Source organism: Gymnodinialimonas sp. JB5-7, from assembly GCF_055693405.1.
The window spans coordinates 1,864,492-1,886,844 of the sequence record NZ_JBVFUX010000012.1; the positions used below are offsets into that span (position 1 = coordinate 1,864,492).

Sequence of the window (22,353 nt, forward strand, 5' to 3'; positions counted from 1 at the left end):
GTTGCCCGACGATCCCGTCAGAAACGGACGGAGATCAACAAGGCGACGGCAGAAATCATTGCCACCCAAAGTGTGAAAATCATCGCCATGCGGCCAAAAAGCAGCCATTCGCGCACATCGTCATCGTCACTGAGACGCTCAATCGACGTGCCTTGGATCATCTTGTCCATGCGAGACTTCATCTTTTCTTCCATGCTGGCCATGTCGTGCCTCCAAATACCGCAGTTGTTTAGACCTTAGGGCGTGTTCCTTCTGTTTCCAGCCCAAAGCCGCGATCTTTCGCGTTGCTTGCCCACCGTTCTCCGCTAACCTTGAATCAATTCACCCGCATAGGAGCCCCTTGAACCATGCGTAAGTTCTTTACCGCCTTGGTTGTCGTCGCCACCTCGATGTCCTTCGGTCACGCCGCCCAGGCACAAGATGCCCGCGAAACGGAATTCGTTATGGGTTTGATGGAGCAGATGAACCGGCTTTCCGTGACCTTCAATCGCGAAGTGTGCGGGTTTGTTTTGCAAGACAATGAAGGCAATTATTCGTCGACCAAGGCGTCCTGGGGCGGGGAAGCAAGCTGCGCATCCATGCCGCTTGAGCCCGGCATGCGCGCGGTTTCGTCGTGGCATACCCATGCGGCATGGGGCCTCGGATACGATGGCGAAGTGCCGTCGATCCAGGACGTAGAAGGCGATATGCGCTTTGGCGTGAACGGATGGGTTGGCACGCCCGGTGGTCGCCTTTGGTACGTCAACGGCACAACTGGATCGATGACACAGGTCTGCGGGCGTGGATGCCTGCCAGAAGACCCGAACTTCTTCCCCGAAGAGCATGGACCCGTGGCCGAGACCTATTCGCTCGACGGGCTTTTTGCACGGTTCGGGCGGTCGCGCTGAGGCGCCTGTGCACGCGTGCACAAGACCCTTTAGTATCTGACAAGACACAAAAAAGCTGACCTTGTTTACCTTTCAGTAACCAAGATCAGCCGTTGCGCTCTATTCCGCTGCGTCGAGATATTCCTCCACCGGAGGGCAGGTGCAGACAAGGTTCCGGTCACCCGCCACATTGTCCACGCGGTTGACCGGCGGCCAGTACTTGTCCACGCGGAACGCACCGGGCGGGAAGCAGCCTTGTTCACGGCTATAGGCACGGTCCCAGTCGCGGATCAGATCCTCCATCGTGTGGGGGGCATGGTGCAGCGGGCTGGCCTCAGCCGCCATATCGCCGGCCTCAATCTCTGCGATTTCGGCGCGGATGGCCTGCATCGCGGTGATGAAGCGGTCCAACTCGGCCTTCGTTTCCGACTCCGTCGGCTCCACCATCAGCGTTCCCGCGACGGGCCAGCTCATCGTGGGCGCGTGGAAGCCATGGTCCATCAGGCGTTTGGCGATGTCGTCGACCGTCACCCCAACCTCGGCAAAGGGACGAGTGTCTAGGATGCATTCGTGCGCCACGCGATCCGTACTGCCTTTGAAGAGGATGTCATACTCCCGCTCCAACCGCTTCGCGATGTAGTTGCCGTTCAAGATGGCGACTTTGGTGGCCTGGGTGATACCTTCACCGCCCATCAGATGAATATAGGCGTATGAAATCGGCAGGATCGACGCAGATCCATAAGGCGCCGCGCTGACCGGCCCCTCTGACCCGCCACTTTCGGGGTGACCGGGCAAATGCGGGGCCAGATGGGCCTTCACGCCGATGGGTCCCATGCCCGGCCCGCCTCCGCCATGGGGGATGCAGAAGGTCTTGTGCAGGTTGAGGTGGCTCACGTCCGAGCCCAGATCGCCGGGCTTTGACAGGCCCACCATCGCGTTCAGGTTGGCCCCATCGAGATAGACCTGCCCGCCAAAGGCGTGGGTGATATCGCAGACCTCGCGCACCGTCTCCTCGAACACGCCGTGGGTGGAGGGGTAGGTGATCATGCAGGCGGCAAGGTTTTCGCCCGCGGCCTCAGCCTTGGCGCGAAAATCCTCCAGGTCGATATCGCCATTCTCTGCGGCTTTCACGACGACAACCTGCATCCCTGCCATCTGGGCGGAGGCCGGGTTGGTGCCATGGGCAGACAGCGGGATCAGGCAGATATTGCGGTGCCCGTCGCCGTTTGCGCGGTGGTAGGCGGCGATGGTCAGAAGCCCCGCATATTCGCCCTGCGCGCCTGAATTGGGCTGCATCGACATGGCATCATACCCGGTGATGTCGCAGAGTTTGGCCGACAGATCCTCCAGCATTTCGGCATAACCTTCGGCCTGGTCGGCAGGTGCGAAGGGATGCAGGCCGCCGAATTCGGGCCAGGTGATCGGCATCATCTCGACTGCTGCATTGAGCTTCATGGTGCAGGAGCCAAGCGGGATCATGGCGCGGTCGAGCGCCAGGTCGCGGTCGCTGAGGCGACGCATGTAACGCATCATCTCGGACTCTGCGCGGTTCATGTGGAAGATCGGATGGGTCAGATAATCAGACGTCCGCAGCAGCGCCTCGGGGATGGCTGGTGTCTTGCTGGCCGGGGCCACCAGAACGCCAAAGGCGCGGCAGACGGCTTCGATATGGGCATCGGTCGTCGTCTCATCCACGCTGACGCCGATGCGGTCGCTGCCCACGTCGCGCAGGTTGATGCCACGGGCCACGGCGGCGGCCATGATGCGCGATTGCTTGTCGCCGACATGAACGGTGAGCGTGTCGAAGAAGCTGGCATTCTCCGGCGCGTAGCCGCCCGCCTTGAGGGAGGCGGCCAATCGCGTAGCACGCAGATGCACACGCTCAGCAATGGCCCGCAGACCCTGCGGCCCATGGAACACCGCATAGAAGCTGGCCATCACAGCCAGAAGGGCCTGCGCCGTGCAGACATTGGACGTCGCCTTTTCCCGGCGGATATGCTGCTCGCGGGTTTGCAGGGACAAGCGGAATGCCTTGTGTCCGTGGCTGTCCACACTGACCCCCACGATCCGGCCCGGCATGTTGCGCTTGTAGGCGTCGCGGCAGGCCATGAACGCGGCGTGCGGGCCGCCATAACCAAGAGGCACCCCAAAGCGCTGTGCCGAGCCGATGGCAATATCGGCATCAAGGGCGCCGGGTTCCTTCAGCAGGGTCAATGCCAGCAGATCGGTCGCGAGGATTGTCAGCGCCTTTGCCCCGTGAAGGGCCGCGATTTGCGGGCCGGGATCGGTCAGTTCGCCGTAGGTGCCGGGGTACTGGAAGATCGCGGCAAAGACGGCTTCGGGATCGAGTGTTTCAGTGGCGCCGACAATCACTTTGATACCAAGCGGGGCGGCGCGTGTTTCGATCACCGCGATGGTCTGTGGGTGGCAGGCCTGATCCACGAAGAAGCCGTCCGCCTTGGATTTTGCAACGCGTTTGGCCATGACCATCGCCTCGGCCGCCGCCGTGGCTTCGTCGAGCAGCGAGGCATTGGCGACAGGAAGGCCAGTCAGATCCGCCACCATAGTCTGGAAGTTCAACAGCGCCTCAAGCCGGCCCTGCGCAATCTCGGGCTGGTAGGGCGTATAGGCCGTGTACCAGGCCGGATTTTCCAGCACGTTGCGCTGGATCGCGGGGGGTGTATGGGTGTTGTAGTAGCCTTGGCCGATCATCGAAGTCATCGGCTTGTTTTTTGCCGCCAGGCCGCGCATGTGGTCGAGCAGCTCCGCCTCGGACATAGCCGGCCAGTCCAGCGGCGCATCCTGCCGGATCGAGGCAGGGACTGTGTCGTCAATCAGCGCATCAAGGCTACTCGCGCCGACAGCCTGCAACATATCCTCCATCTCGGCGGGCGAAGGGCCAATGTGGCGGCGGTTGGCGAAATCGGTCGGATCGTAGTCGGTGGTCGTCCAGGGCATGTGCTGCTCCAAAAAATCTTTTAGAAGATTTGGCTTTGTGCGAATTTTCCTACGAAAATTCAGTGCTAGTCGCTGATATGATCTTTGTATTCGTCCTCGGTCATGAAGTCGTCGAGGGCGGACGGATCTTCGACCTTGATCTTGAAAAACCAGGCCTCGCCGGTCGGGTCCTCGTTCACCAAAGCCGGATTGTCGACGAGCGTGTCATTCACCTCGACAATCTCGCCATCGAGCGGTGCCGTGATGTCAGAGGCCGCCTTGACCGATTCAATCACCACGATTTCATCGCCTTTGGCGACTTGCGTCTCAAGCTCGGGCAATTCCACAAAGACGACATCGCCCAATTGCTCGGCAGCGTGTGGGGTGATGCCCACGGTGATCGTGTCGCCATCGGCCAGCAGCCATTCATGGTCTTCGGTGAATTTCATTTGGGACTCCGTTTGTAGCCGTTTGGGGTAAAGGGCAGGGTGGTTTGGGTGACAGGCAGGCGCTTGCCGCGGACCTCACCCCATAGGGGGCGTCGGGTGGCGTCGCTGCATCAATCAGGGCAAGGGCCATGGGAGCGCCGAGGGTGGGGCCAAACCCGCCGGACGTGACGATACCGATGGGGGTTGTGGCATCCGCGCTGTCGAAGATCTCAACACCGGTGCGCATGGGCGCACGGCCCTCGGGCAGGAGGCCCGCGCGGCGGCGCATCGGGCCGTTCGCAATCTGGTTCAGGATTGTATCAGCCCCGGGGAAGGCACCGGCGCGGTCGCCGCCTGCGCGGCGCACCTTGGTGATGGCCCAGGCCTGGCCCGCTTCGATCGGGCTGATATCTTCGGACATCTCTTGCCCATAAAGCGGCAACCCGGCCTCAAGCCGCAGGCTGTCGCGCGCGCCAAGGCCGATGGGTTCTACGCGATCGTCAGCCAGCGAAGCCCGTGCAAAGTCCTCGGCCACGTCTTCCGGCACAGAAACCTCAAACCCATCCTCGCCGGTATATCCGGAGCGGCTGATCCAAAGCTCAGCCCCGTTCCAAATGTGGCGTTGGCTGTCCATGAACCGCATATCCGCAATGGCTGGGACAAGCGAGGACAGGGCGCTTTCGGCCTTTGGCCCTTGCAGCGCAAGAAGCGCGCGGCCGGTGATTTCTTCCACCCCTTCGATATGGGCGCGCAGATGGGCGGTATCGGCATCACGGCAGGCGGCGTTGACCACCAGGAAAAGCCCATCGGGCACGCGGGCGATCATCAGATCGTCCAGCACGCCGCCGGTGTCATTTGTGAAGAAACCGTATCGCTGCCGACCTTCGGCCAGACCAATGACATCCACTGGTACAAGCGCTTCAAGTGCCGCCGCCGCGTCTGCCGGCAGCATGACTTGGCCCATGTGCGACACGTCGAACAGGCCCGCATTCTCGCGTGTCCATTTGTGTTCGCCCATCACACCCAGGCTGTATTGCACTGGCATCGACCAGCCCGCGAAGGGCACGAACTTTGCACCAAGCGCTTCATGCAGCGCGGCCAGTGGCAAAGCCTTCGGATTGCAAACCCCGTCCATTTTGTCCCTTCTCCGGGACGAAGCGCCCGGCATCACCTGCACACCGCGAACGGTGCGAAACGATGCCCCCTCTGTCCTTTGGCCTGAGATCGTTATCCCTTCGGCGGAGGGCGAAACCCTCACTCTCCAGAGTATGTGCGTGCCACCACAGGTCCTTTTGCCTGAGAGATTACCGGGGCGGTTGCTCCTTCGGCCCACGGGCATGCGATTTACGCGCCCGAGCGTCTCCCTGTAGTTGCATGCGAAAGCATACCTCCACTTTTTGCAGGATCAAGAGGGATTGATAGACTGCTTCAATTGCCCCATTGGAAATGCATGAGTGATCCATATTTCTTTGGCTATGGCAGCCTGGTGAATCGTCTGACCCATGCGTACCCGGACGCTGCAAAAGCCCGTGTGAAGGGCTGGCGCAGGGCCTGGCAAGGCACGCGTCTGCGTGAGGTCGCGTTCCTAACGGCGGTGCCCGATTCGCGGAGTGAAATCGCGGGTCTGATCGCAGCTGTGCCGGGTGCCGATTGGGCGGCGCTGGACGAACGCGAACGCGCCTATGCCCGCCACCCGGTCGTGCCTTTTGGCCATGGCAAACCGGTGGAGCCGATGGTGCAGATTTACGCCGTTGAACCAACGCATGCCGACATTGGTGAACACCCGATCCTCCTGAGTTATCTGGATACGGTCATTCAAGGCTATCTGGCCGAATTCGGTGAAGCTGGGGCAGTGGGTTTCTTCAATACGACAACGGGTTGGCACCTGCCGATCCACGATGACAGGGACGATCCGATTTATCCGCGTGCGACAGTTTTGTCGGCGGAGGAACGGGCGTTTGTTGACGAAAACCTGCGCAGGGTTCGTTAGGCTACTGGCCAGACGCCGATTTCCTGCAAAAAACGCTCTGACAGGGCCAGTCTCGCGTCCCGGATCGATATCCATGTGGGGCCATTCAGGTAGAGCGCGAAGACGACTGGCGCCATGTCGGCGCGGGTCACAAAGCCCACATACCACCCCTCGGCGCCGCCACCCAAATATCCAAACCCGCCTCCGGTCTTGCCATGCAAGGTGATGTCACCGCGCTGCTCGGCGCGCGCGGCTTCCATCAGGGCGCCGCGGGCCGCATCCGAGATCCCGAGAGAGCCCTGAAGCATTTCGGTGAGGAAAGTCACCTGTTCGCGCACGGATATCTGAAGTGCACCGCTCAGCCAGAAATCATCGCTGCCGTTGGGAAGCGTGGCATTGCCATAGGACCAGTCCGCAAGGAGGCTTCGGTAGGTTTCATCCCCCACCTCCAACGCGATATCGCGAAAATACCAAACGGCTGAAGCGCGGAACGCGCTGCGCAGGCTGTGATCGCGCTGCCATTCCTCGGGCCACCAGCGCAGGGCCGGCCTGCGGGACGGGTCCCATTCGCGGGTCGCATCAAGCGACGCCTCTACGCCGGTCTCCAGCGCAATCAGCAGGTTGGGAATCTTGAACGTCGAATAGGGCCTGCGCCGCGTATCGAGGTCGCTGCCCTCCAAAATCCAGTCCCGACCGTTGGAAAGATCGACGGCAAGAAAGGCCACACTCTCCGGAAGGTCAGGCGAACGGGGCAGGGTGGTTGTTGTTTGCGCGGCTGCAGGCAGTGCCATGGCCGCCCCACAGGCCGCAGCCCCTAAGATGATGGCGCGGCGCCGCGGGCGCGGGGTTGTCACAGGGTCATGTGCCGTGCACGCGCCCCGCGCTCGATGGCGGCCGCGTGCAGCCGGTCGATATTGAGGGCATGGCGCAGCTCTTCCAGGTACCGCAGCTCGGCCTGCGCAATCGCGCCATCGGCTGCGGCCACGTCGCAGGCCAGGGCATATGCTGTTTCATAAAGCGGCTCCGGCAGGTCCTCTTTGACGAGGCCGAATAGGGCATCGAGGCCGTCTTCTTCCTCAAACAGATCAAAGACGACGTTGGCAATCCGCCGCATGCGATCCGCGTCGTAGCTGCCGAATACGGGCAGAAAGTTCACGATCTGCTCGATCGACAATAGTTCCGACGTGCGGATCGTCGCATCGGATACCGAAATCCCGACCATAACGGCCACCAAAGAATCTTCGGGGGTGAAGGAATGATCAGTCATTTCGCGCGCTCCGTTTCCAGCCTTGGCAACATTTATTGACGCCACCGGCAGTAAACAATAGGTGCCTGCCATCCCATGGGTCTTCAGGACAGATGATATGAGCGATTTGCGTGACGTTGCGATGAATTCCAAGGCTTGGGCCTTTGAAGAGGCGCGCCGCGTGCTGGATCGTTACAAGGATGGTCCGCCCGAAAAGGGTTATGTGCTGTTCGAGACGGGTTATGGGCCAAGCGGCTTGCCCCACATCGGGACATTTGGTGAGGTTTTGCGCACGACCATGGTGCGCCGCGCGTTTGAGGTGATCTCGGATATTCCGACCAAGCTGATCTCGTTCTCCGACGATATGGACGGGATGCGGAAGGTGCCCGGCAATGTGCCGAACCAGGAGGCTTTGGCGGAGCATCTGCAAAAGCCGCTAACGAGTGTGCCCGACCCGTTTGGCACTCACGACAGCTTCGGCGCGCACAACAACGCGATGCTGCGGCGGTTCCTGGATACGTTCGGGTTTGAGTATGAGTTCATCTCAGCGACCGAATTCTACAAGACCGGCAAGTTCGATGAGACACTGAAGCGCGCGGTCGAGCGCTATGACGACATCATGAAGGTGATGTTGAAGTCCCTGCGCGAAGAGCGTCAGCAGACCTATTCGATCTTCCTGCCGATCCACCCCGAGACAGGCCGCGTGCTGTACGTGCCGATGAAAGAGGTCAACGCGACCGACTACACCGTCACCTTCGATGACGAGGACGGGCGTGAGTGGACGCTGCCGGTGACGGGCGGCAATGTGAAGCTGCAATGGAAGCCTGATTTTGGCGCGCGGTGGGCGGCCCTTGGCGTCGATTTCGAGATGTATGGCAAGGACCATTCGACGAACACGCCGATCTATAGCCGCATCTGCGAAATCCTCGGGACGCCTGCACCGGTGACGTATAACTACGAGCTGTTCCTCGACGAAAACGGGCAGAAGATCTCAAAATCGTCGGGCAACGGGATCAGCATTGACGAATGGCTGTCCTATGCCTCCACCGAGAGCCTGTCGTACTTCATGTTCGGCAAGCCAAAGACGGCCAAGCGGCTCTACTTCGATGTCATCCCCAAGGCAGTGGACGAATATCACCAGCAATTGCGCGCCTATGCAGGGCAAGATACCGCGCAGCGGCTTGCGAACCCGGTCTTCCACATCCACGGGCATAATGTGCCAGCCTCCACCATGGTGGTGCCCTTTGCGATGCTGTTGAATTTGGTGAGTGTCTCGGCAGCAGAGGAAAAGGAGAAGCTCTGGGGCTTCATCAACCGCTATGCCCCTGATGCGTCGCCCGAAAAGAATCCGGACCTAGATCAGGCTGCAGGGTTCGCGATCCGTTACTACAATGATTTTGTCAAACCCACCCGGACCTTCCGCGCAGCCACCGATCAGGAACGCGGTGCCATGGAAGAGTTGATTGCCTGCCTTGGCGATGCTGATAAGGCGCTGGACGTGATCGCGCGCAAGAATGCGCAGGAGGGCAAGGATATGCCCTTGCCTGAAGTGAACTGGCAGGATGATGAATTCCTTCAGAGCATTGTCTTCGCGATCGGCAAGACCCACGGCTTCGACCCGCTGCGGGCTTGGTTCTCGGGGCTTTATGAGGTGCTCATGGGGGCCTCGCAGGGGCCACGGTTCGGTGGGTTCATCGCGCTTTACGGGATCGACGAGACCAAACAGCTGATCCGCGATGGGCTGGACGGAAAACTTTTGGGCTGAAACTTTTCCCACGCGGGCTACGTATCTTTGGGCAATGGAGTGATATGTCCAAAGGAGAAGCCTCATGCTTCGTGCCATCGCCGTTTCTATTTTCCTCGCACTCAGCCTTGCCGTTGTGGCCAATGCCCTCGCGTTGCGTCCGGCGCAAGCGCAAGAGGTTTTGCCACCCGATCCGGACATCGAGGCCGTCATAGGTGGTCAGTTCGACGCGTTCCGTGCGGAGGACGTGCTGGAGGCGTGGCAGTTCGCGAGCCCCAATATTCAAGGGCTGTTCGGCAGCCCGGAGCGGTTCGGGACGATGGTGCGGCAGGGGTATCCAATGGTTTGGAACCCCGGCGAAGTCAATTTCATCGACCTGCAGCAACTGGGTGGATTAATTGTGCAGCGGGTTGAGGTGATCGATCAGAATGGCACGTTGCACTATCTGGGATATGCCATGATCGAGACGGAAAATGGCTGGCGGATCAACGGCGTGCAGGTCTTGGACGCCCCGACCTTCGGGGCCTGACGCACGGCAGGGAGACGCTCGGCTAGCGCCCTCGCCCCTCCCGCCGTCCCGTAACACTCCCCCGGGACAGTCACTCAACTTTTTGGCGGTCCGTTAACGCCCGCTTAACCCTTCGGGCGTAATGATGGCGGGGCAATCCAAGGCACGTGGCTGTCCCAGTCAGCCGGCTTTGGGCCGTTTACAGACATTGCAAACAACCGAGGTGACCGTTTCAGGCGCCTCGGTTGCCCCTGTCCGGTCGATGGATGACACGCGATGCGGGCTTGGCCGATGCCGACCCCCGCGCGAACGAAGGGGTATGACATGAACCAGGTGATCACGGACGGCCTTATCCTGATGCCGCCGCCATTTTCCGACGGCCTTGGCGTCTGGTCGCGCCAGGATGGCACGCCGGGCAGCGATACATGGGCCACAGCACCCAATGCCGCGCTGGTCGCAGCCGATGCCGATTTCGGCGATTGCCTTGAAATCCTCAAGGCGGAGGCCACAACCCGCATCCGCTACATGTCGGAAACGCCAATTATTCCGGGCACTTACTTGCGCGTCTCTGCCCGGGTCAAAGTGCTGTCCGGCAACCTTCCCGATGTGCGCATCGGTGCTTGGCCGGGCAACGCGTCCAACAACTACGTCTCGGGCCTTGATGAATTCGGACCCTCTGTCGACATCACGTCTTACGGCTCGATTGTGACGGTGACCGCCATCCTCGGCACTGGCGATCGCGGCGGGGTGGATATGGCGTGGGGCACTGCGCCCACTTATGCGCATGTTGGCCTGGACCTGACCGGACCAAATGGCGGGCAGGTGCGCATTGAATCCATCACCGTCGAAGATGTGACATCCGTTTTCCATCGCAAGCTGATGGATTGGGTCGACATCCGCGACTATGGCGCGGTGGGTGATGGCACCACCGACGACCGCGCCGCCATTGCAGCCGCTGACGCCGCCGCCAATGGGCGCGAAGTGTTGGTGCCGGCAGGTGACTACTACATCGGCTCCAACGTCACCTTCACCAACCCGGCCCGTTTTGAAGGGCGCATCGTGGCGCCCGATACCGTCCGCGTGGCCCTTGATCAGAACTTTGATCTGGATGGCTATGCCGAGTGTTTCGGGGATGAGGTTCTTGGCCTCAAGAAAGGCCTCCAGCAGCTGTTCAACCAGTCAGAATTCGAGGCGTTCGACCTGTGCGGGCGTCGTATCACGCTGGATGAACCGCTCGACATTCAGGCCATCGTTGGCAACCGCAACACCTATGCCAACCGCCGCGTGATCCGAAACGGTCAGTTCGTGGCGGCCTCGTCCAGCAATTGGCAGGATGAGGTTAACACACGCTCGGGCGCCTGGTCGTCGTCGAATCCGTTCGAGATCACGGGTGTGTCGAACGCGGACTCGATCCCCGTCGGCTCGCTGGTGACAGCGCCGCAAGGCGTGGGGCGCGAGGTCTATGTCTCTGCCACCAATGCCGCGCAAAGCAAGATCACCCTGTCATCGCCGCTATGTGCTGCACCGTCGAACCAGACCTATACCTTCACCCGGTTCCAATACATGCTGGACTTCATCGGCTGGCTGAACCTGCAGCGCTTCATCATCTCGGACGTGGAATTCCTGGGCGGCGGCCTGTGTTCGGCGATCATGCTGCCGCTCGACGGTCTGGTCTTCCAGATCCAGGATTGCTTCTTCACCGGCCCCAAGGACCGGGCGATCACCAGTGCGGACGAAGGCTGCCAGGGCATGCAGATTGACCGCTGCCAATTCCTGTCAAACGAGCAGACGTTGAACGTGCCGGACCGCAAGTCGATCTGCTTCAACATCAACTCGTCGGACTGCAAGATCCGCGATAACCGGGCCAACAAGTTCCTGCATTTCGGTGTCATCTCCGGCTCGGGCAATATCATCACCGGCAACCACTTCTTCCAGGGTGACGGCATCGTGGAAGGCGTACGCTCCCCCGGTCTGGTGATTGCGGATGCCAATGCGAAGATGACGTTTCATGGCAACTACGTCGACAATTGCTACATCGAATGGACGAACGAGAAAGATCCGACGCCTGACTTTACCGGCGGCCTGTCGTTCCACGGCCTGTCCGTGCAGGGCAATATCTTCTTTGCCACCAACACGGCGCCTTGGATGCGGTTCATTGCGATCAAACCCTTTGGTGATGACCACTTCATCAATGGCCTCTCGATCACCGGCAACCTGTTCAAGAAAACGAACGGGGCGCAGTTGGAACAGGTGGAAGGCGTTGACGACAGCATCGCGCCGCTGGATTTGAACCGCACAGCCGATCTGCAATTCGACAGCAATACGTTCCATGGCATCGTCAAGCGTACAGAAAACCCCTGCTATATCCGCGCGACCGAGAATACGGCGACCCAGACCTGGGTCGTCGACATGTCGGGCTACACACCCTTTGGTGCACCGGTGAAATACGGCCTGTCGGTACAGCCCGATGGCCCGGTTCGCAATGGATCGAACGTGGCCCAGTTCGAGGCGCCGTGGACGCAAGGGTTCCAGGGCACCGGCGGCACAAGCTTGCGGATCGGGTGGTCACAAGCCCTGCGTGGTTCGGTCTTTGTGACGGCGCGTTGCGACAACTGACGCGGCCAATGGGCCGACGATTATGGGGCTGGAGGCCTCCGGACCAATCGCTTCTGGTCCGGGGGCTTTCCCTTGCCGATCCGGCGCGCTAGGTGGCAGCGAAGGGGAACAAAATGCTGCCTGTCGAAGACGTCCAAACCTATCCGCGCCCCCCGGCACTGGAACCGGCCGGGCATAGGCTGCGCGCCCTCTTTGCTGGCCTGCCGGTTGCCGATACCGATGCAGGGTTTCGCGTGCTGGAGACGCATCACGCCCCCACCTATTACATCCCGCCGACGGACGTGGTGATGTCGGCGCTGGTTCCGTCCAGCCGTGAGACGTTTTGCGAATGGAAGGGCAGGGCGGTCTATTTCGATCTTGTGGTCAATGGGCGCAGATCAAGCAACGCGGCCTGGGCCTATCCCGCACCGACGGCCCGGTTCAGCCAGATCCGCGATCACATCGCATTTTATGCCACCTCTGTGGACGAAGCCTTTGTGGGCCAAATCAAAGTGCAACCGCAGCTAGGCGACTTTTACGGCGGCTGGGTGACGCCCAATCTGACCGGACGCATCAAGGGCGCGGTCGGCACGATGCATTGGTGATCTGCCCTAGCTGGCGATGGTTTCCAGGTAGAGGTCGGAATTGATGTAGCGCGTCAATTCAGTCCATGTCTCGGGGTCGAGCAGGCTCAACACTTCGCCGCTCACCGAATAGCCGTAGCGGGCCGTATCGCCGCCAAAAAAGTCGAATTCCAGATGTGCGCCGTCGGTTCTCAGGGTGGCACGTTTTTCGCAATGCCAAAGGCGGCGGCCTTGGTCGCGCAGCGCCCAGATCCCGGTGATGAGCATTTCCTCTTCCGTCAGGATCGTGACCGCCTGATCGTCGGTGAAATCCCAGGCGTCGCCGGTGCCCGTTTCGATCCAAGTGCCGATCAGGCCAACTCCGTGATCCGAGGCGCGATGGAATTGGCGCTCGCCCCATATCATGGTTTTGCCGCCATCTTCGAAATGCAGCGGCTCATCCGGCTCACCGATAAGGTAGTCGCCGCTTTCGGAGATTTCATAGGTCTGCGGCTGCCCCGGAAGAAGCCAGATGCCGACGAGGCAGGGGTCGATGATTTCTTCGCTCATGGGCCGAACCATGGCACGGAAAATGAAACCTGCCTACGGCTCGGCGTGCACTCAAAGTTGACGTGAGTCCCTCAGGCCACAATATCACTGGGCACCAGCTTGAAAGCCTTGCCGAACCCGCCGTTCAACAGCGCGCTTGTGGGCATGAATTTGGTCAGCTGAAAGTCCCCAAAGTCGTAGTAAAGCTGCGCCTTTGGGTAGAGCGACAGGTAGTGTGCTTTCAAAGCTGTCTTGTCCGCCGCTTCAGCGCGCGCCTGAAGGGTCAACCTTGGATGGCTCAGCGGATCGCCCTTCGGGCCCGGCTCACCGATCAACAGGGAACAGGCAGACGATGCGGCCAGCGCCTGTGTGTGCGACGAAAGCGTTGAGATCAGGCTGAGTGGCAGGCCGTCCGGGCCCGGCACCAATGCGATCCGCGTGACCATCGGCGCCCCCGTCTCGGGGTCGGTCACGGCGAGGGCGGCAAAGCGGGCCTGTTCGATCAGGGATCTCGCAAGGGCGCGCGCGTCATCATCGGTGGGGCGGATAGGGTCGATCTTTTTGTCAGCCATGCGACAAGCTTAGCAGCGCGCCAGCCGTTGCGCGAGGTCGTCAGAAGGTGTGCCAAAGCGACAGAAACAAGCCGACATTCGTGCTGCCTTCCAGCGCGCCGCGCACACCGAGGCGCACGGTCGTCTCAGGCAAAATATCGAACGCGAAGGACGGCGATACGGTCACAATCATATCCGCCCCGGGCCATTCCTCAGCCTTGAGCGAGACGATGGCAGTTGCGCGGTCGCTGAGTGAAAACCCAAGCGTGCCTTCCGCCTGCCAGATCACATCATCCAACTCAAAGTCGTAGATCAGGGCCGCGTCCAGCGCGACCCAGCCACCCTCATGGCGGATCGGGATCGGCCAGGCGCCATCGCTTTCGCCAAAGCCCCGACCAACGGACGCGCCGAGGCGCACCAGACCATGCACCGGCCCGTCGTCAATGCGCCGCGCGCCCAGACCCGCATCCACCGCCCATTGCCAGGTCGCATCGGGCGGCGTCAGCGTATAGCGCAAAAAGCCGATGCCCATTTGGCTGACCTCGCCACCACCAATGTCGGCGCCTATGGTAAAGCTGCGCCCCAACCCGTATTCGGCATAGAGGCTTGTGTACGTCTCAGGCTCCCACAACCCTTCCATCAGGTGTGCGGGTTCTTCCTCAGCCGAGATTTGCAGGGAGATGAACAGGTCGCCGGTTTCACGCGCCCACGGCCCGGCCTGCGCGGGCGCACCTCAAAGGATGGCCGCGGTGCAAAGACCCCAAACCGTGACGCTTCCGCAACGCATGAGGAGATTTGGCCCTCACAGAGTTAACAAAACCCTAACGCGGCTTGCCCGGTCGGCGAGCCAGCCGTCATGTTGTGATCATGCCACAAGAGATTCTGGGGAATCGACGAAATGGCTTTGCTGCACTTTATGCATTTCAGAACCTGCTTTGCCTTTGGGCAATCCTCCCCCGCGTTGTTTGCTTTGATTTTGGACTCTGATTTTGGGTGATGAGTGACTGAGTTAAATGGCTGGATTCTGCGCGGCGATAGCAGATGCGGGCACGATCCAGTTGAAACCGAGGGATTACGGGCTGCCCATGCGGCCTTTGACCGGCCCGCTGGCCGGCCATGTCGTGACGGCCTATCGCGCCGGGCGCGATCTGGATGTGCAGGAAGCATTGGCCCGTCGGCATGAGGCCTATATTGATTGTCTTCGCCTCGCCGGTATCCGGGTGCCTGATACCAAGCTGCGCCTGATCGAGGATGCCGGTGCCCAACGCCCCGTCGTCGTTCAATCTGCCCTGCCTGAGGATGCGATGCTGCCGCGCCTCGTCCGCCAGGCCGGAACGCAAGCCGCCATCGGTTTGCTCGACCGCGTCGCCACAGACGTGGCGGAATTTTGGCGTCGGGTGGCCCAACGCCCCGAACGCATCGGGTTTCACACCCCGCTTGACCGGTTTGCCATGGACGAAGATGGCCCCATTTTTCTTGAGACCTTCCCACCGCTGATTTCCTACAACCGTGATGAGGTTGGACAATTGATCCAGCGTTTTGCGGATTCCGGCCTGATCCGTGGGCTCGGGAAAGTGCTACCTGGCCGTATCCGTGACATTCAGAACCGCTGGTACACCCCGGCAGGATCCATCACCACGCTGATTGAAGGGGCGTTCAAGCTGCGCCCGAATGATAGTGACGCGATCACCGAATGGGCGGAACGCTTCGCAAGCACGCGGTTGGAAGCGCCTTGGCGCGATGAGGTGATCGGCCATCTAACACGCGCCGCGCAGCGCGAAGGCCAGGTCGCCCGGCGTTGGCCGGGCCTCGGAGGGCGCGACCGCCCCCATGCCTGAGAATACCGCTGCCGGGGCCGATATGAAGGTGGTCCTTGTCCATCCCGAAATCCCCGGAAATACGGGCACCATCGGGCGCACCTGTGTCGCGCTGAACCTCGAACTGATCGTGATCCACCCGCTTGGGTTCGATCTGACCGAGAAGTCCGTGCGCCGTGCGGGTCTGGATTATTGGAAACATGTGCGACTGACCGAATATGACAGTTGGGCGGATTTCATAGCAGACCGCACCCCCAGGGAGGATCAGTTGTTTCTGTTCGAAGACGACGGCGCGGGGGCTCCGTTTATGGGCCCCATTTTCCACCAGACGCCTACCTCGTTTTCGGCAAAGAAACGAAAGGCCTGCCATCCGAGGTTCTGGAAGGTCGTGCTAACCGCACCTTCTATCTTCCCATGCTGTCGCCCCATATCCGGTCCTTGAACCTCGCCAATGCGGCGACGGCGGTGGTCTATCAGGCGATGCGCTGCTATCTGGCGTGACTTGCTGAGAATGCTAAGGTGCGCATGCAACATGGGGGCAATTCGTGAGCGATACTGAGACCATAGCTGAGAGCCAGGAAGAGGCACCGGATCTGGCAAGCGAAGTGCGCGATCTCCGCAAAGAGCTGACCTTTCTGCGCGAAAGCCGGATGTTCGTGATACATCAATCGGTTGGCCGTATCCTGATGTACCGGTTTGCGGTTGGCATGGCCGTTGGCCTTGGCACGGTTGTGGGGGCCTCGGTCCTGCTGTCGTTGGCGGTTTGGGCGCTCAGCCAGATTGAGTTTGTTCCAATTATCGGTGAATGGGCCGCTCAAATCGCAGAGCGTATCGAGGAAGCGATTGTCACCGGAAACTGACGCCCTGACATTGCGAGCGGGGGGATCGAACCTACATCTTTTGTAGTCCCAAAGCTCAAAGTGCAGGAGATGCCGATGCAATGCCCCGTCGATGGAACGCAACTTGTGATGTCAGATCGACAGGGTGTCGAGATTGACTATTGTCCGACCTGCCGGGGCGTGTGGCTTGATCGCGGCGAGCTCGACAAGATCATCGAACGCTCGGTGCCTGTCGCCGCATCGCAGGCCGCTCCGCGCGATGATTACGATCGCGGCAAGAAGAAAAAGCGGCGCGGATCTTTCCTCGACGATATCTTCGATTTTTGAGCGCTGCGGGGGCGCGAGCGACCCGTTCGATAAGGTTGAAATACTGCGACCCAATGCTGGACCAAGTGTAGTGCCTTTGCGCCAATGTTTTAAGACGTGGCCCCATGTCTCGGGATGGTGGCTGTCGCAAAGTCTGCGCCAGGTCGTGTGCATCGGAAAAATATCTGGCCTCATTGAAGGCGGTGTGGCGATTGAAAACGCAATCGAACGCGTAGATCGGTCGGCCCACATGCATCATCTCGACCAAGGAGGGGTTGGTGCCACCGGCTGAATGCCCGTGCAGGTACACGCGCGCCTTGCGGCGCAAAGCCTGCAGCGGGCCGGACGCGTAAACCGGGTCCAGCAGGCATAGGTGTGGATGGTGTCCATATCGCCTTCGCAGATCCCGACCGTAGGGGTTGTTGTCCCAATTCCCGACACAAACCAAGGGCGTGTGGGAGGTCACACAGGCCCGCAAGATCATCTCGATATTGTTTTCAGGCTCGATCCGAGAAACGGCCAGCGCATAGTCTTTTGGCAGGTTCCTCGGTAACGGCGTGTCCCGTACATTGACCGCCTGATCCCCGCCATAGGTCAGAACGTCGGCGCGCCGCCCGTAGCGGTGCCAAACATCCTCTGCAATTGCCTGGTTATCAGCAATGACGGCGTCCGCGTAGCGCACGGCCAGTCTTTCACAGAGCTTGAGGAACTTTCGCACCGGGCGCGGCCATTTCGCGCGCCGCCATTCCTGCCCATCAATATGGGCGATGACCCGCATGTTGCCGGACGCAAGGAACGGCAAAGCCATTGCGCCTGACACCCCCAGCATCAACGCGACATCAGCGCCAGCCCAATTCGCGCGCAGAAGGCTCAGAATGTCGTACGGCACGCTTGCCGCGCCGTTGGCACGGAGCGGTAGGTAACTCAGATCGGCACTTTCGAATTGCGCCGGGCGCACATCAAATGCTGGCGCGCTACAGGCCACGGAGAGGCGTTCTGTGCGTTCCGTAGCTTTGTGGTGGCGCACCAACTGCTCGGCCAAGGTCTCAAAACCGCCGTAACAGGCCGGCACGCCAACCGTGCCGAGAATGGCGATGTGCCTTACGCGTTTGGACAAACCGGGGCCTCTGCATCTTCGGTCCGCAGCAATTAAGCCGATCTTTATGAATAAGATGTTGAATGCCCGTGGTCCGGGCCGAGGTCCGGGTTCAGTGCTTTGGGGGCAAACATGACATTGGTTCCGGATTTTGATGGGCAGAGTACCGTTTGTCTGCGGTCGCCGCGTGCGCGTGGATCGTCTCTGTTCTGGCAGTCAAAAGCTGTTTTTGACGTCGTTGGCGCGCTTGCCATGCTGCCGCTGATCGCGGTTTTGTGCGCACTTCTGCTGTTGCTGAACCCTGTCTTCAACCCGGGTCCCTTGTTCTTTCGGCAGGCCCGAATGGGGCGCGATGGGCATATCTTTCACGCCATCAAATTCCGCACGATGCGTGAGGCAAAACACCATCGCGGGCCCTGTGATCCGGTCGAGATTGGGCGTCTAACCAAGCTTGGCCATATCTTGCGACGCACCGGTCTGGACGAACTGCCCCAAGCGCTGAATATCCTGCGCGGTGATATGAGCCTGATCGGCCCACGCCCGGATTGTGCCCTGCACGCGCAGGCATTTCTGGAGAGTATTCCCGAATACCGTGCGCGCCTTAGCGTAAAGCCGGGGATCAGCGGGTACGCGCAAATCACGCTCGGTTACGCCATTGGCTTTGAGGCGACGCGCGCAAAGGTACGCGCTGATCTGGACTATATCGCACACGCCGATTTTGGCCTGGATCTGTGGATCGCTTGGCGCACCGTTCTGGTCATCCTTATGGCGCGCGGCGATTAGGCCGCGATAAACGTGACCTCGCCCTCCGGGTCAATCCGCGCGGCCGTCAGACTGCCGCCGTAAACCGCTCCCGTGTCACACGCGATGCGCCCGTCTTGCGCGAACGGCGCTTCAAACGGTTGATGGCCAAACGCTACCCATTGCCCATCGGTACGCTCGACTTTCAGGAAATCATCACTCCCCCAAAGCAGCGCTTTGGTCGGTTGCGCGTCCATCGGAACCACCGGATCCGCTCCTGCATGGACCACCCAAAGCGTCCCCGAAGACCAAGTCAGCGGAAGCATTCCGATCCAATCAACAAGGTCAGAGCCCATCGCTTCTATCAAATCACCGGCGGCATCCAGCAGCCCCCAGGTGGAGCGTGTGTCGGTGCTCAGCCCTTGCCCGACGCCATAGCTCGCCATCGTCTGCAACCCGCCGTAGCGCAGCCACCGCTTGGCCGGGCCCGTTGGGTCGGCCAGAAAATCCAGCGCCATCCGTTCGTGGTTGCCCATAAGTGCAAAAATCTGGTCCGGATGTGCGGAGGTTATCTGTGACACGAACGCAAGAACCTCGGCATTTCCGTCCCCGCGATCGATGTAGTCGCCCACAAAAACCACCTTGCCTGGGCCATTCCGCGCCATGTCACTGTCGATCTGATCAAGCAGGGACTCCAGCTTGTCGACGCACCCATGCACATCGCCAATCACATACACCAAATCCTCAGGTGCCGGAGCCTGCCACCGCGCCATGATCTCGTCCTTCCCCACTCGTTGGCCCCATGCCTAACCCGTGCGTGTCCGGTTTGCATCTTCCCAGAGTTTTTTCGCCGAAACCGCCTGCGTCCCCCGCATGTCCTTTCGGTTACGGCTAAAATGCCCGACATACCGAGTCGCGGCTAGGCCGCCTGCGGGCCATGAGGGGGTGATATGAAGGTATCGTTGCGAACTGTCGTCGCGGGCATTGCAATGCTGTCATTGGCGGCATGTGGGTCGGCCTATATCTCTTCCGACATTTCTGCGGCTGCCGGATCGGATGGCGTACAGGTTGTCGAATTGTCGCCTGCGACCGTCGCACACGCAAATCGCAGCCCCTACACTCCCCAAGACTTGCCCCTTGCCTTTTCGCGCATTGCCGGTGGTGGGGGCGGTCCGCGCGGTGCCGAACGTTTGCCGGATCCGGTATTTGACGCACAAGCGCGTCCGGGCGCACTGGAAGTGCGCGTCCCACCCAGTGCCAATCCTGGCCCCTACCAGATCGGGGTCGGTGATGTTTTGCTGTTCGCAACGCCACGTGGCGAGTCGACGGCCGAGGAATTGGCCGGACTGGTCGCGGCCCAGAACCAGCGCCAAGGCTATACCGTTCAGGACAATGGCGACATCGCCATCCCCGATGTGGGTCGTATCATGGTCGCCGGGCTGACCCTGGCCCAGGCCGAGGATGCCGTGTTCGAGCGTTTGCTTGAAGCCCGCATTGATCCGTCCTTCAGCCTTGAGGTGGCCGAGTTCAACTCGCAGCGCATCTCTGTTGGTGGCGCGGTGCGCAACCCGGGCGTCGTTCCGGTCGGCATGACGCCTGTTTATCTTGATGAAGTTTTGGCCTCGGTCGGGGGGCTTTCGCTTGATGCAGATGATTTTGCCGTCATTCGTATCTACCGCGATGGCACTTTGTACCAGATCCCAACCTCCGAGCTCTATTCCGATCAGGGTTTGCAACGCTTGCGTCTTCAGGATGGTGACAGCCTCTTTGTCGACACCGCATACGATTTCGAACAGGCCCAGGCTTATTTCGAGGAAGTCATTGCCCGCGCCGAATTCAACCGGGCGGCCCGGGCGGATGCGATCAACCAGCTTGCGACAGAGGTCTCGATCCGGCGCGGCGCACTGGAAGAAAGCCGCCAGAATTTCCGCGATAGGCTTGAGCTTGGCGCAGAGGGTCAGGAATATGTCTACATCGCCGGCGAAGTGGGGGAGCCAGGGCGCTTTGCGCTTCCGTTCGAAAACCGTGCCGTCTTGGCAGATGCCTTGTTCGACGCCGGCGGCTGGAACGAAAGCACCGGCAATCCGTCGCAAATCTACCTACTGCGCGCGCAGGACAGCTCTGCCTATGTGGCCGCTGTGACGGCGTATCGCCTGGATGGCTCGAATGCGGCCAACCTTGTTATGGCGACACGGCTGGAGCTGCGTCCGGGTGATGTGATCTTTGTGGCCGAGCAGCCCGTGACACGCTGGAACCGTGTGATCGACCAGATCACGCCGTCTATCATCGGCCTTGGAACGGCGGCTGTCAGATGATCGCCAGATGGGAACGATCGCGGGTGACCCGCATGGGCAAGATCACCCATCTCCAGCACGTGCACGTCCCCCGGCACCATTGAACAACCCAGGTGCATGACTGGATGGGCTTCGCGTTGCGCAGTTCGCATCGGGTATGGGCAGTGAGGTTGGATCAGGACCATCAACGCGGCCGTTTCGCACCGCACGAAAAGAAAAGAGCGCAGCCACAAAAGCAACTGCGCTCATCAAATTCTGATACGTTTAGATCTGCTCGTGACGACGCGGCAGCAAGACGCTCAGTTCGTGCCGTCGGTCGAGTCACCGCTTGCGATGATGATACCGCCAACGACAATAGCCAGTGCGCCAGCGATATAAATTGGATCGATGCTGGTCTGCGTGCCGACGGTTACGTCGAGCTCGGAGGTCGTCGAAACAGGCTCAATGCCCTGTGCGGATGCTGCGGCGCTGAAACCAACGATGGTCGCGGCGGTCAGAAGTGCTGTCTTCATGTCAGTCTCCAAGGTTGGAAGCGCCTTGCGGCCCTAGCATTTTCCTAAACGTGTTGACGTCAGCCTATAGACGAATGCGGAGCGGAGCAACTGATGTCGCGGAAGAAGCGTGCGGATATAGCGCAATTCCGCCCAACTTTTTGACCCGAGATTGGATTTCGCGGGCGAATTTCTGCAAATGCCGGTGTGCCCTCGCGACTCACCTTCCTACAAAACCGCGCAGTCCAACCGCGCTGACAACGGCAGATTGGCGTAGCTCACACCCCGCACATCGCACTGTCCGGTCTGCTTGGCGTGGCGCGCAACCGCCTGTTCCAGGGCATGATCACTTAGGAACGGGCGCAGCGCCTCAAGATCTACCAGGCTCCGGGAGATCGACGCCGGGTGCGTCGCGACCGGCCCAGTTGAGGCGGGTCCATGCGGCACCAGACCTAGGGGCTGCTCGGAGCCAGCGCTTGGAATTGCGTGAACAAAAGCTTCCGACAGGATAGCCCGTGCGGCTTTCAACTCCGCCTCCATCTCGCTGAGATCACGCACCGCGGCGTCCATGGCGCGTTGGAGCGGCCGCGTTTGCCGGAGCCGGGTCTGCGCAAGGTCCCGCTGCATCTGCGCGAGATGATCCAGGGCTTCGACACTCTTGTCCTGCCGCAGGGCGGGGTCGGCCGCGAGGCTGGCCGCGCGCTGCACATATCGTGCCGCGCGGTGCAGCAAGGGAACTGGCAGCGCGGTGGGTTCTGACGTTGGGGACATATCATTTGGCATGACATGAGCCTCCGCGATTCCGGTTAACGC

At 60.6% G+C, this 22,353-nt stretch carries 22 protein-coding genes, 3 pseudogenes and 1 riboswitch; of the genes and pseudogenes, 12 read left to right on the forward strand and 13 right to left on the reverse strand.

Translation table 11 applies throughout. The features are described 5' to 3' along the window. Nucleotides 1-17: 17 nt before the first annotated feature. Nucleotides 18-170 (reverse strand): hypothetical protein, encoded by a 153-nt coding sequence (locus ACZ1HK_RS17915; protein WP_472629830.1) that lies wholly within the window; start codon nucleotides 168-170, stop codon nucleotides 18-20. A gap of 177 nt (nucleotides 171-347) precedes the next feature. Here ACZ1HK_RS17915 and ACZ1HK_RS17920 point away from each other — a divergent pair, with 177 nt between their 5' ends. Continuing rightward, nucleotides 348-887, forward strand: a complete 540-nt coding sequence (locus tag ACZ1HK_RS17920; RefSeq protein ID WP_472629831.1) for a DUF4329 domain-containing protein — start codon at nucleotides 348-350, stop codon at nucleotides 885-887. A gap of 99 nt (nucleotides 888-986) precedes the next feature. Here the strand turns inward: ACZ1HK_RS17920 and gcvP are convergent, their stop codons facing one another. The 3 genes and pseudogenes from gcvP to gcvT all read right to left on the reverse strand — a co-directional run bounded on the left by gcvP (nucleotide 987) and on the right by gcvT (nucleotide 5,366). Then, nucleotides 987-3,824, reverse strand: a complete 2,838-nt coding sequence (gcvP, locus tag ACZ1HK_RS17925; RefSeq protein WP_472629832.1) for an aminomethyl-transferring glycine dehydrogenase — start codon at nucleotides 3,822-3,824, stop codon at nucleotides 987-989. A 65-nt stretch (nucleotides 3,825-3,889) separates the two neighbouring features. Continuing rightward, on the reverse strand, nucleotides 3,890-4,252 hold the full coding sequence (gene gcvH / locus ACZ1HK_RS17930; protein ID WP_472629833.1) for a glycine cleavage system protein GcvH: 363 nt from the start codon (nucleotides 4,250-4,252) through the stop codon (nucleotides 3,890-3,892). Further along, nucleotides 4,249-5,366, reverse strand: a pseudogene (gene gcvT / locus ACZ1HK_RS17935) (glycine cleavage system aminomethyltransferase GcvT). The gene gcvH and the pseudogene gcvT overlap by 4 nt, the downstream one beginning before the upstream one ends. Nucleotides 5,367-5,505: 139 nt before the next feature. Beyond that, a riboswitch (glycine riboswitch) is annotated at nucleotides 5,506-5,607 on the reverse strand. A 74-nt stretch (nucleotides 5,608-5,681) separates the two neighbouring features. On the opposite strand from gcvT, the gene ACZ1HK_RS17940 reads away from it, so the two are divergent. After that, entirely contained in the window at nucleotides 5,682-6,221 is a 540-nt protein-coding gene (locus ACZ1HK_RS17940) for a gamma-glutamylcyclotransferase family protein (protein ID WP_472629834.1), read from the forward strand. On the opposite strand, the gene ACZ1HK_RS17945 is transcribed toward ACZ1HK_RS17940, so the two are convergent. After that, nucleotides 6,218-6,991: a penicillin-binding transpeptidase domain-containing protein gene (locus ACZ1HK_RS17945; RefSeq protein ID WP_472629835.1), complete on the reverse strand. Its 774-nt coding sequence runs from the start codon at nucleotides 6,989-6,991 to the stop codon at nucleotides 6,218-6,220. The genes ACZ1HK_RS17940 and ACZ1HK_RS17945 overlap by 4 nt on opposite strands. A gap of 59 nt (nucleotides 6,992-7,050) precedes the next feature. After that, complete coding sequence (locus ACZ1HK_RS17950; protein ID WP_472629836.1) at nucleotides 7,051-7,467, reverse strand: tellurite resistance TerB family protein; 417 nt, start codon at nucleotides 7,465-7,467, stop codon at nucleotides 7,051-7,053. 97 nt (nucleotides 7,468-7,564) lie between these two features. Between ACZ1HK_RS17950 and ACZ1HK_RS17955 the strand changes: the two genes are divergently transcribed. From ACZ1HK_RS17955 to ACZ1HK_RS17970, 4 genes are all read left to right on the forward strand, one after another. After that, entirely contained in the window at nucleotides 7,565-9,211 is a 1,647-nt protein-coding gene (locus ACZ1HK_RS17955; protein WP_472629837.1) for a lysine--tRNA ligase, read from the forward strand. A gap of 64 nt (nucleotides 9,212-9,275) precedes the next feature. Further along, nucleotides 9,276-9,719 carry a DUF4864 domain-containing protein gene (locus ACZ1HK_RS17960; protein WP_472629838.1) on the forward strand — a complete coding sequence of 148 codons (444 nt, stop codon included), beginning with the start codon at nucleotides 9,276-9,278 and terminating at the stop codon, nucleotides 9,717-9,719. Nucleotides 9,720-10,022: 303 nt separating this feature from the next. Beyond that, nucleotides 10,023-12,314 (forward strand): glycosyl hydrolase family 28-related protein, encoded by a 2,292-nt coding sequence (locus ACZ1HK_RS17965; protein ID WP_472629839.1) that lies wholly within the window; start codon nucleotides 10,023-10,025, stop codon nucleotides 12,312-12,314. A 113-nt stretch (nucleotides 12,315-12,427) separates the two neighbouring features. Next, a complete protein-coding gene (locus ACZ1HK_RS17970; RefSeq protein WP_472629840.1) occupies nucleotides 12,428-12,898 on the forward strand; it encodes a DUF427 domain-containing protein in 471 nt (156 codons plus the stop codon). 6 nt (nucleotides 12,899-12,904) lie between these two features. Here ACZ1HK_RS17970 and ACZ1HK_RS17975 read toward each other — a convergent pair whose 3' ends face one another. The 3 genes from ACZ1HK_RS17975 to ACZ1HK_RS17985 all read right to left on the reverse strand — a co-directional run bounded on the left by ACZ1HK_RS17975 (nucleotide 12,905) and on the right by ACZ1HK_RS17985 (nucleotide 14,596). Then, nucleotides 12,905-13,426, reverse strand: a complete 522-nt coding sequence (locus ACZ1HK_RS17975; protein ID WP_472629841.1) for a hypothetical protein — start codon at nucleotides 13,424-13,426, stop codon at nucleotides 12,905-12,907. Nucleotides 13,427-13,497: 71 nt separating this feature from the next. Continuing rightward, on the reverse strand, nucleotides 13,498-13,977 hold the full coding sequence (locus ACZ1HK_RS17980; protein ID WP_472629842.1) for a HugZ family pyridoxamine 5'-phosphate oxidase: 480 nt from the start codon (nucleotides 13,975-13,977) through the stop codon (nucleotides 13,498-13,500). Nucleotides 13,978-14,017: 40 nt separating this feature from the next. After that, nucleotides 14,018-14,596 carry a hypothetical protein gene (locus ACZ1HK_RS17985; protein WP_472629843.1) on the reverse strand — a complete coding sequence of 193 codons (579 nt, stop codon included), beginning with the start codon at nucleotides 14,594-14,596 and terminating at the stop codon, nucleotides 14,018-14,020. Between the two features lie 373 nt (nucleotides 14,597-14,969). Here ACZ1HK_RS17985 and ACZ1HK_RS17990 point away from each other — a divergent pair, with 373 nt between their 5' ends. The 4 genes and pseudogenes from ACZ1HK_RS17990 (at nucleotide 14,970) to ACZ1HK_RS18005 (ending at nucleotide 16,939) form a co-directional block, all read left to right on the forward strand. Beyond that, complete coding sequence (locus ACZ1HK_RS17990) at nucleotides 14,970-15,794, forward strand: DUF6206 family protein (RefSeq protein ID WP_472629844.1); 825 nt, start codon at nucleotides 14,970-14,972, stop codon at nucleotides 15,792-15,794. A gap of 22 nt (nucleotides 15,795-15,816) precedes the next feature. Further along, nucleotides 15,817-16,274, forward strand: a pseudogene (locus ACZ1HK_RS17995) (tRNA (cytidine(34)-2'-O)-methyltransferase). A 44-nt stretch (nucleotides 16,275-16,318) separates the two neighbouring features. Continuing rightward, nucleotides 16,319-16,633: a DUF5665 domain-containing protein gene (locus tag ACZ1HK_RS18000; RefSeq protein WP_472629845.1), complete on the forward strand. Its 315-nt coding sequence runs from the start codon at nucleotides 16,319-16,321 to the stop codon at nucleotides 16,631-16,633. A gap of 75 nt (nucleotides 16,634-16,708) precedes the next feature. Further along, on the forward strand, nucleotides 16,709-16,939 hold the full coding sequence (locus tag ACZ1HK_RS18005; protein ID WP_472629846.1) for a TFIIB-type zinc ribbon-containing protein: 231 nt from the start codon (nucleotides 16,709-16,711) through the stop codon (nucleotides 16,937-16,939). Nucleotides 16,940-17,513: 574 nt separating this feature from the next. Here ACZ1HK_RS18005 and ACZ1HK_RS18010 read toward each other — a convergent pair. After that, a pseudogene (locus tag ACZ1HK_RS18010) lies at nucleotides 17,514-18,035 on the reverse strand (DUF1972 domain-containing protein); the annotation flags it as partial. A gap of 111 nt (nucleotides 18,036-18,146) precedes the next feature. On the opposite strand from ACZ1HK_RS18010, the gene ACZ1HK_RS18015 reads away from it, so the two are divergent. Next, nucleotides 18,147-18,797 (forward strand): sugar transferase, encoded by a 651-nt coding sequence (locus tag ACZ1HK_RS18015; protein WP_472629847.1) that lies wholly within the window; start codon nucleotides 18,147-18,149, stop codon nucleotides 18,795-18,797. Here the strand turns inward: ACZ1HK_RS18015 and ACZ1HK_RS18020 are convergent. Next, the gene (locus ACZ1HK_RS18020; protein WP_472629848.1) at nucleotides 18,794-19,528 is read right to left on the reverse strand and encodes a metallophosphoesterase; all 735 of its coding nucleotides are present in this window, start codon (nucleotides 19,526-19,528) and stop codon (nucleotides 18,794-18,796) included. The genes ACZ1HK_RS18015 and ACZ1HK_RS18020 overlap by 4 nt on opposite strands. Before the next feature lie 177 nt (nucleotides 19,529-19,705). Between ACZ1HK_RS18020 and ACZ1HK_RS18025 the strand changes: the two genes are divergently transcribed. Then, entirely contained in the window at nucleotides 19,706-21,070 is a 1,365-nt protein-coding gene (locus tag ACZ1HK_RS18025) for a polysaccharide biosynthesis/export family protein (protein ID WP_472629849.1), read from the forward strand. 278 nt (nucleotides 21,071-21,348) lie between these two features. Here the strand turns inward: ACZ1HK_RS18025 and ACZ1HK_RS18030 are convergent, their stop codons facing one another. Next, the gene (locus ACZ1HK_RS18030) at nucleotides 21,349-21,561 is read right to left on the reverse strand and encodes a hypothetical protein (protein ID WP_472629850.1); all 213 of its coding nucleotides are present in this window, start codon (nucleotides 21,559-21,561) and stop codon (nucleotides 21,349-21,351) included. Between the two features lie 207 nt (nucleotides 21,562-21,768). Next, nucleotides 21,769-22,323: a hypothetical protein gene (locus ACZ1HK_RS18035; RefSeq protein ID WP_472629851.1), complete on the reverse strand. Its 555-nt coding sequence runs from the start codon at nucleotides 22,321-22,323 to the stop codon at nucleotides 21,769-21,771. Nucleotides 22,324-22,353 lie beyond the last annotated feature (30 nt).

Excerpts from the sequence above, each read along its gene's own strand:
- ACZ1HK_RS17975 (WP_472629841.1), bottom strand. The coding sequence starts at position 13,426 with ATGAGCGAAGAAATCATCGACCCCTGCCTCGTCGGCATCTGGCTTCTT.
- ACZ1HK_RS17970 (WP_472629840.1), top strand. The coding sequence starts at position 12,428 with ATGCTGCCTGTCGAAGACGTCCAAACCTATCCGCGCCCCCCGGCACTG.
- ACZ1HK_RS18025 (WP_472629849.1), top strand. The coding sequence starts at position 19,706 with ATGAAGGTATCGTTGCGAACTGTCGTCGCGGGCATTGCAATGCTGTCA.
- ACZ1HK_RS17980 (WP_472629842.1), bottom strand. The coding sequence starts at position 13,977 with ATGGCTGACAAAAAGATCGACCCTATCCGCCCCACCGATGATGACGCG.
- ACZ1HK_RS17990 (WP_472629844.1), top strand. The coding sequence starts at position 14,970 with ATGGCTGGATTCTGCGCGGCGATAGCAGATGCGGGCACGATCCAGTTG.
- ACZ1HK_RS17940 (WP_472629834.1), top strand. The coding sequence starts at position 5,682 with ATGAGTGATCCATATTTCTTTGGCTATGGCAGCCTGGTGAATCGTCTG.
- ACZ1HK_RS17950 (WP_472629836.1), bottom strand. The coding sequence starts at position 7,467 with ATGACTGATCATTCCTTCACCCCCGAAGATTCTTTGGTGGCCGTTATG.
- ACZ1HK_RS18015 (WP_472629847.1), top strand. The coding sequence starts at position 18,147 with ATGACATTGGTTCCGGATTTTGATGGGCAGAGTACCGTTTGTCTGCGG.
- ACZ1HK_RS17920 (WP_472629831.1), top strand. The coding sequence starts at position 348 with ATGCGTAAGTTCTTTACCGCCTTGGTTGTCGTCGCCACCTCGATGTCC.
- ACZ1HK_RS17985 (WP_472629843.1), bottom strand. The coding sequence starts at position 14,596 with ATGGAAGGGTTGTGGGAGCCTGAGACGTACACAAGCCTCTATGCCGAA.
- ACZ1HK_RS18005 (WP_472629846.1), top strand. The coding sequence starts at position 16,709 with ATGCAATGCCCCGTCGATGGAACGCAACTTGTGATGTCAGATCGACAG.
- ACZ1HK_RS17965 (WP_472629839.1), top strand. The coding sequence starts at position 10,023 with ATGAACCAGGTGATCACGGACGGCCTTATCCTGATGCCGCCGCCATTT.
- gcvH (WP_472629833.1), bottom strand. The coding sequence starts at position 4,252 with ATGAAATTCACCGAAGACCATGAATGGCTGCTGGCCGATGGCGACACG.
- ACZ1HK_RS18035 (WP_472629851.1), bottom strand. The coding sequence starts at position 22,323 with ATGCCAAATGATATGTCCCCAACGTCAGAACCCACCGCGCTGCCAGTT.
- ACZ1HK_RS17915 (WP_472629830.1), bottom strand. The coding sequence starts at position 170 with ATGGACAAGATGATCCAAGGCACGTCGATTGAGCGTCTCAGTGACGAT.
- ACZ1HK_RS18030 (WP_472629850.1), bottom strand. The coding sequence starts at position 21,561 with ATGAAGACAGCACTTCTGACCGCCGCGACCATCGTTGGTTTCAGCGCC.
- gcvP (WP_472629832.1), bottom strand. The coding sequence starts at position 3,824 with ATGCCCTGGACGACCACCGACTACGATCCGACCGATTTCGCCAACCGC.
- ACZ1HK_RS18020 (WP_472629848.1), bottom strand. The coding sequence starts at position 19,528 with ATGGCGCGGTGGCAGGCTCCGGCACCTGAGGATTTGGTGTATGTGATT.
- ACZ1HK_RS17960 (WP_472629838.1), top strand. The coding sequence starts at position 9,276 with ATGCTTCGTGCCATCGCCGTTTCTATTTTCCTCGCACTCAGCCTTGCC.
- ACZ1HK_RS17945 (WP_472629835.1), bottom strand. The coding sequence starts at position 6,991 with ATGGCACTGCCTGCAGCCGCGCAAACAACAACCACCCTGCCCCGTTCG.
- ACZ1HK_RS17955 (WP_472629837.1), top strand. The coding sequence starts at position 7,565 with ATGAGCGATTTGCGTGACGTTGCGATGAATTCCAAGGCTTGGGCCTTT.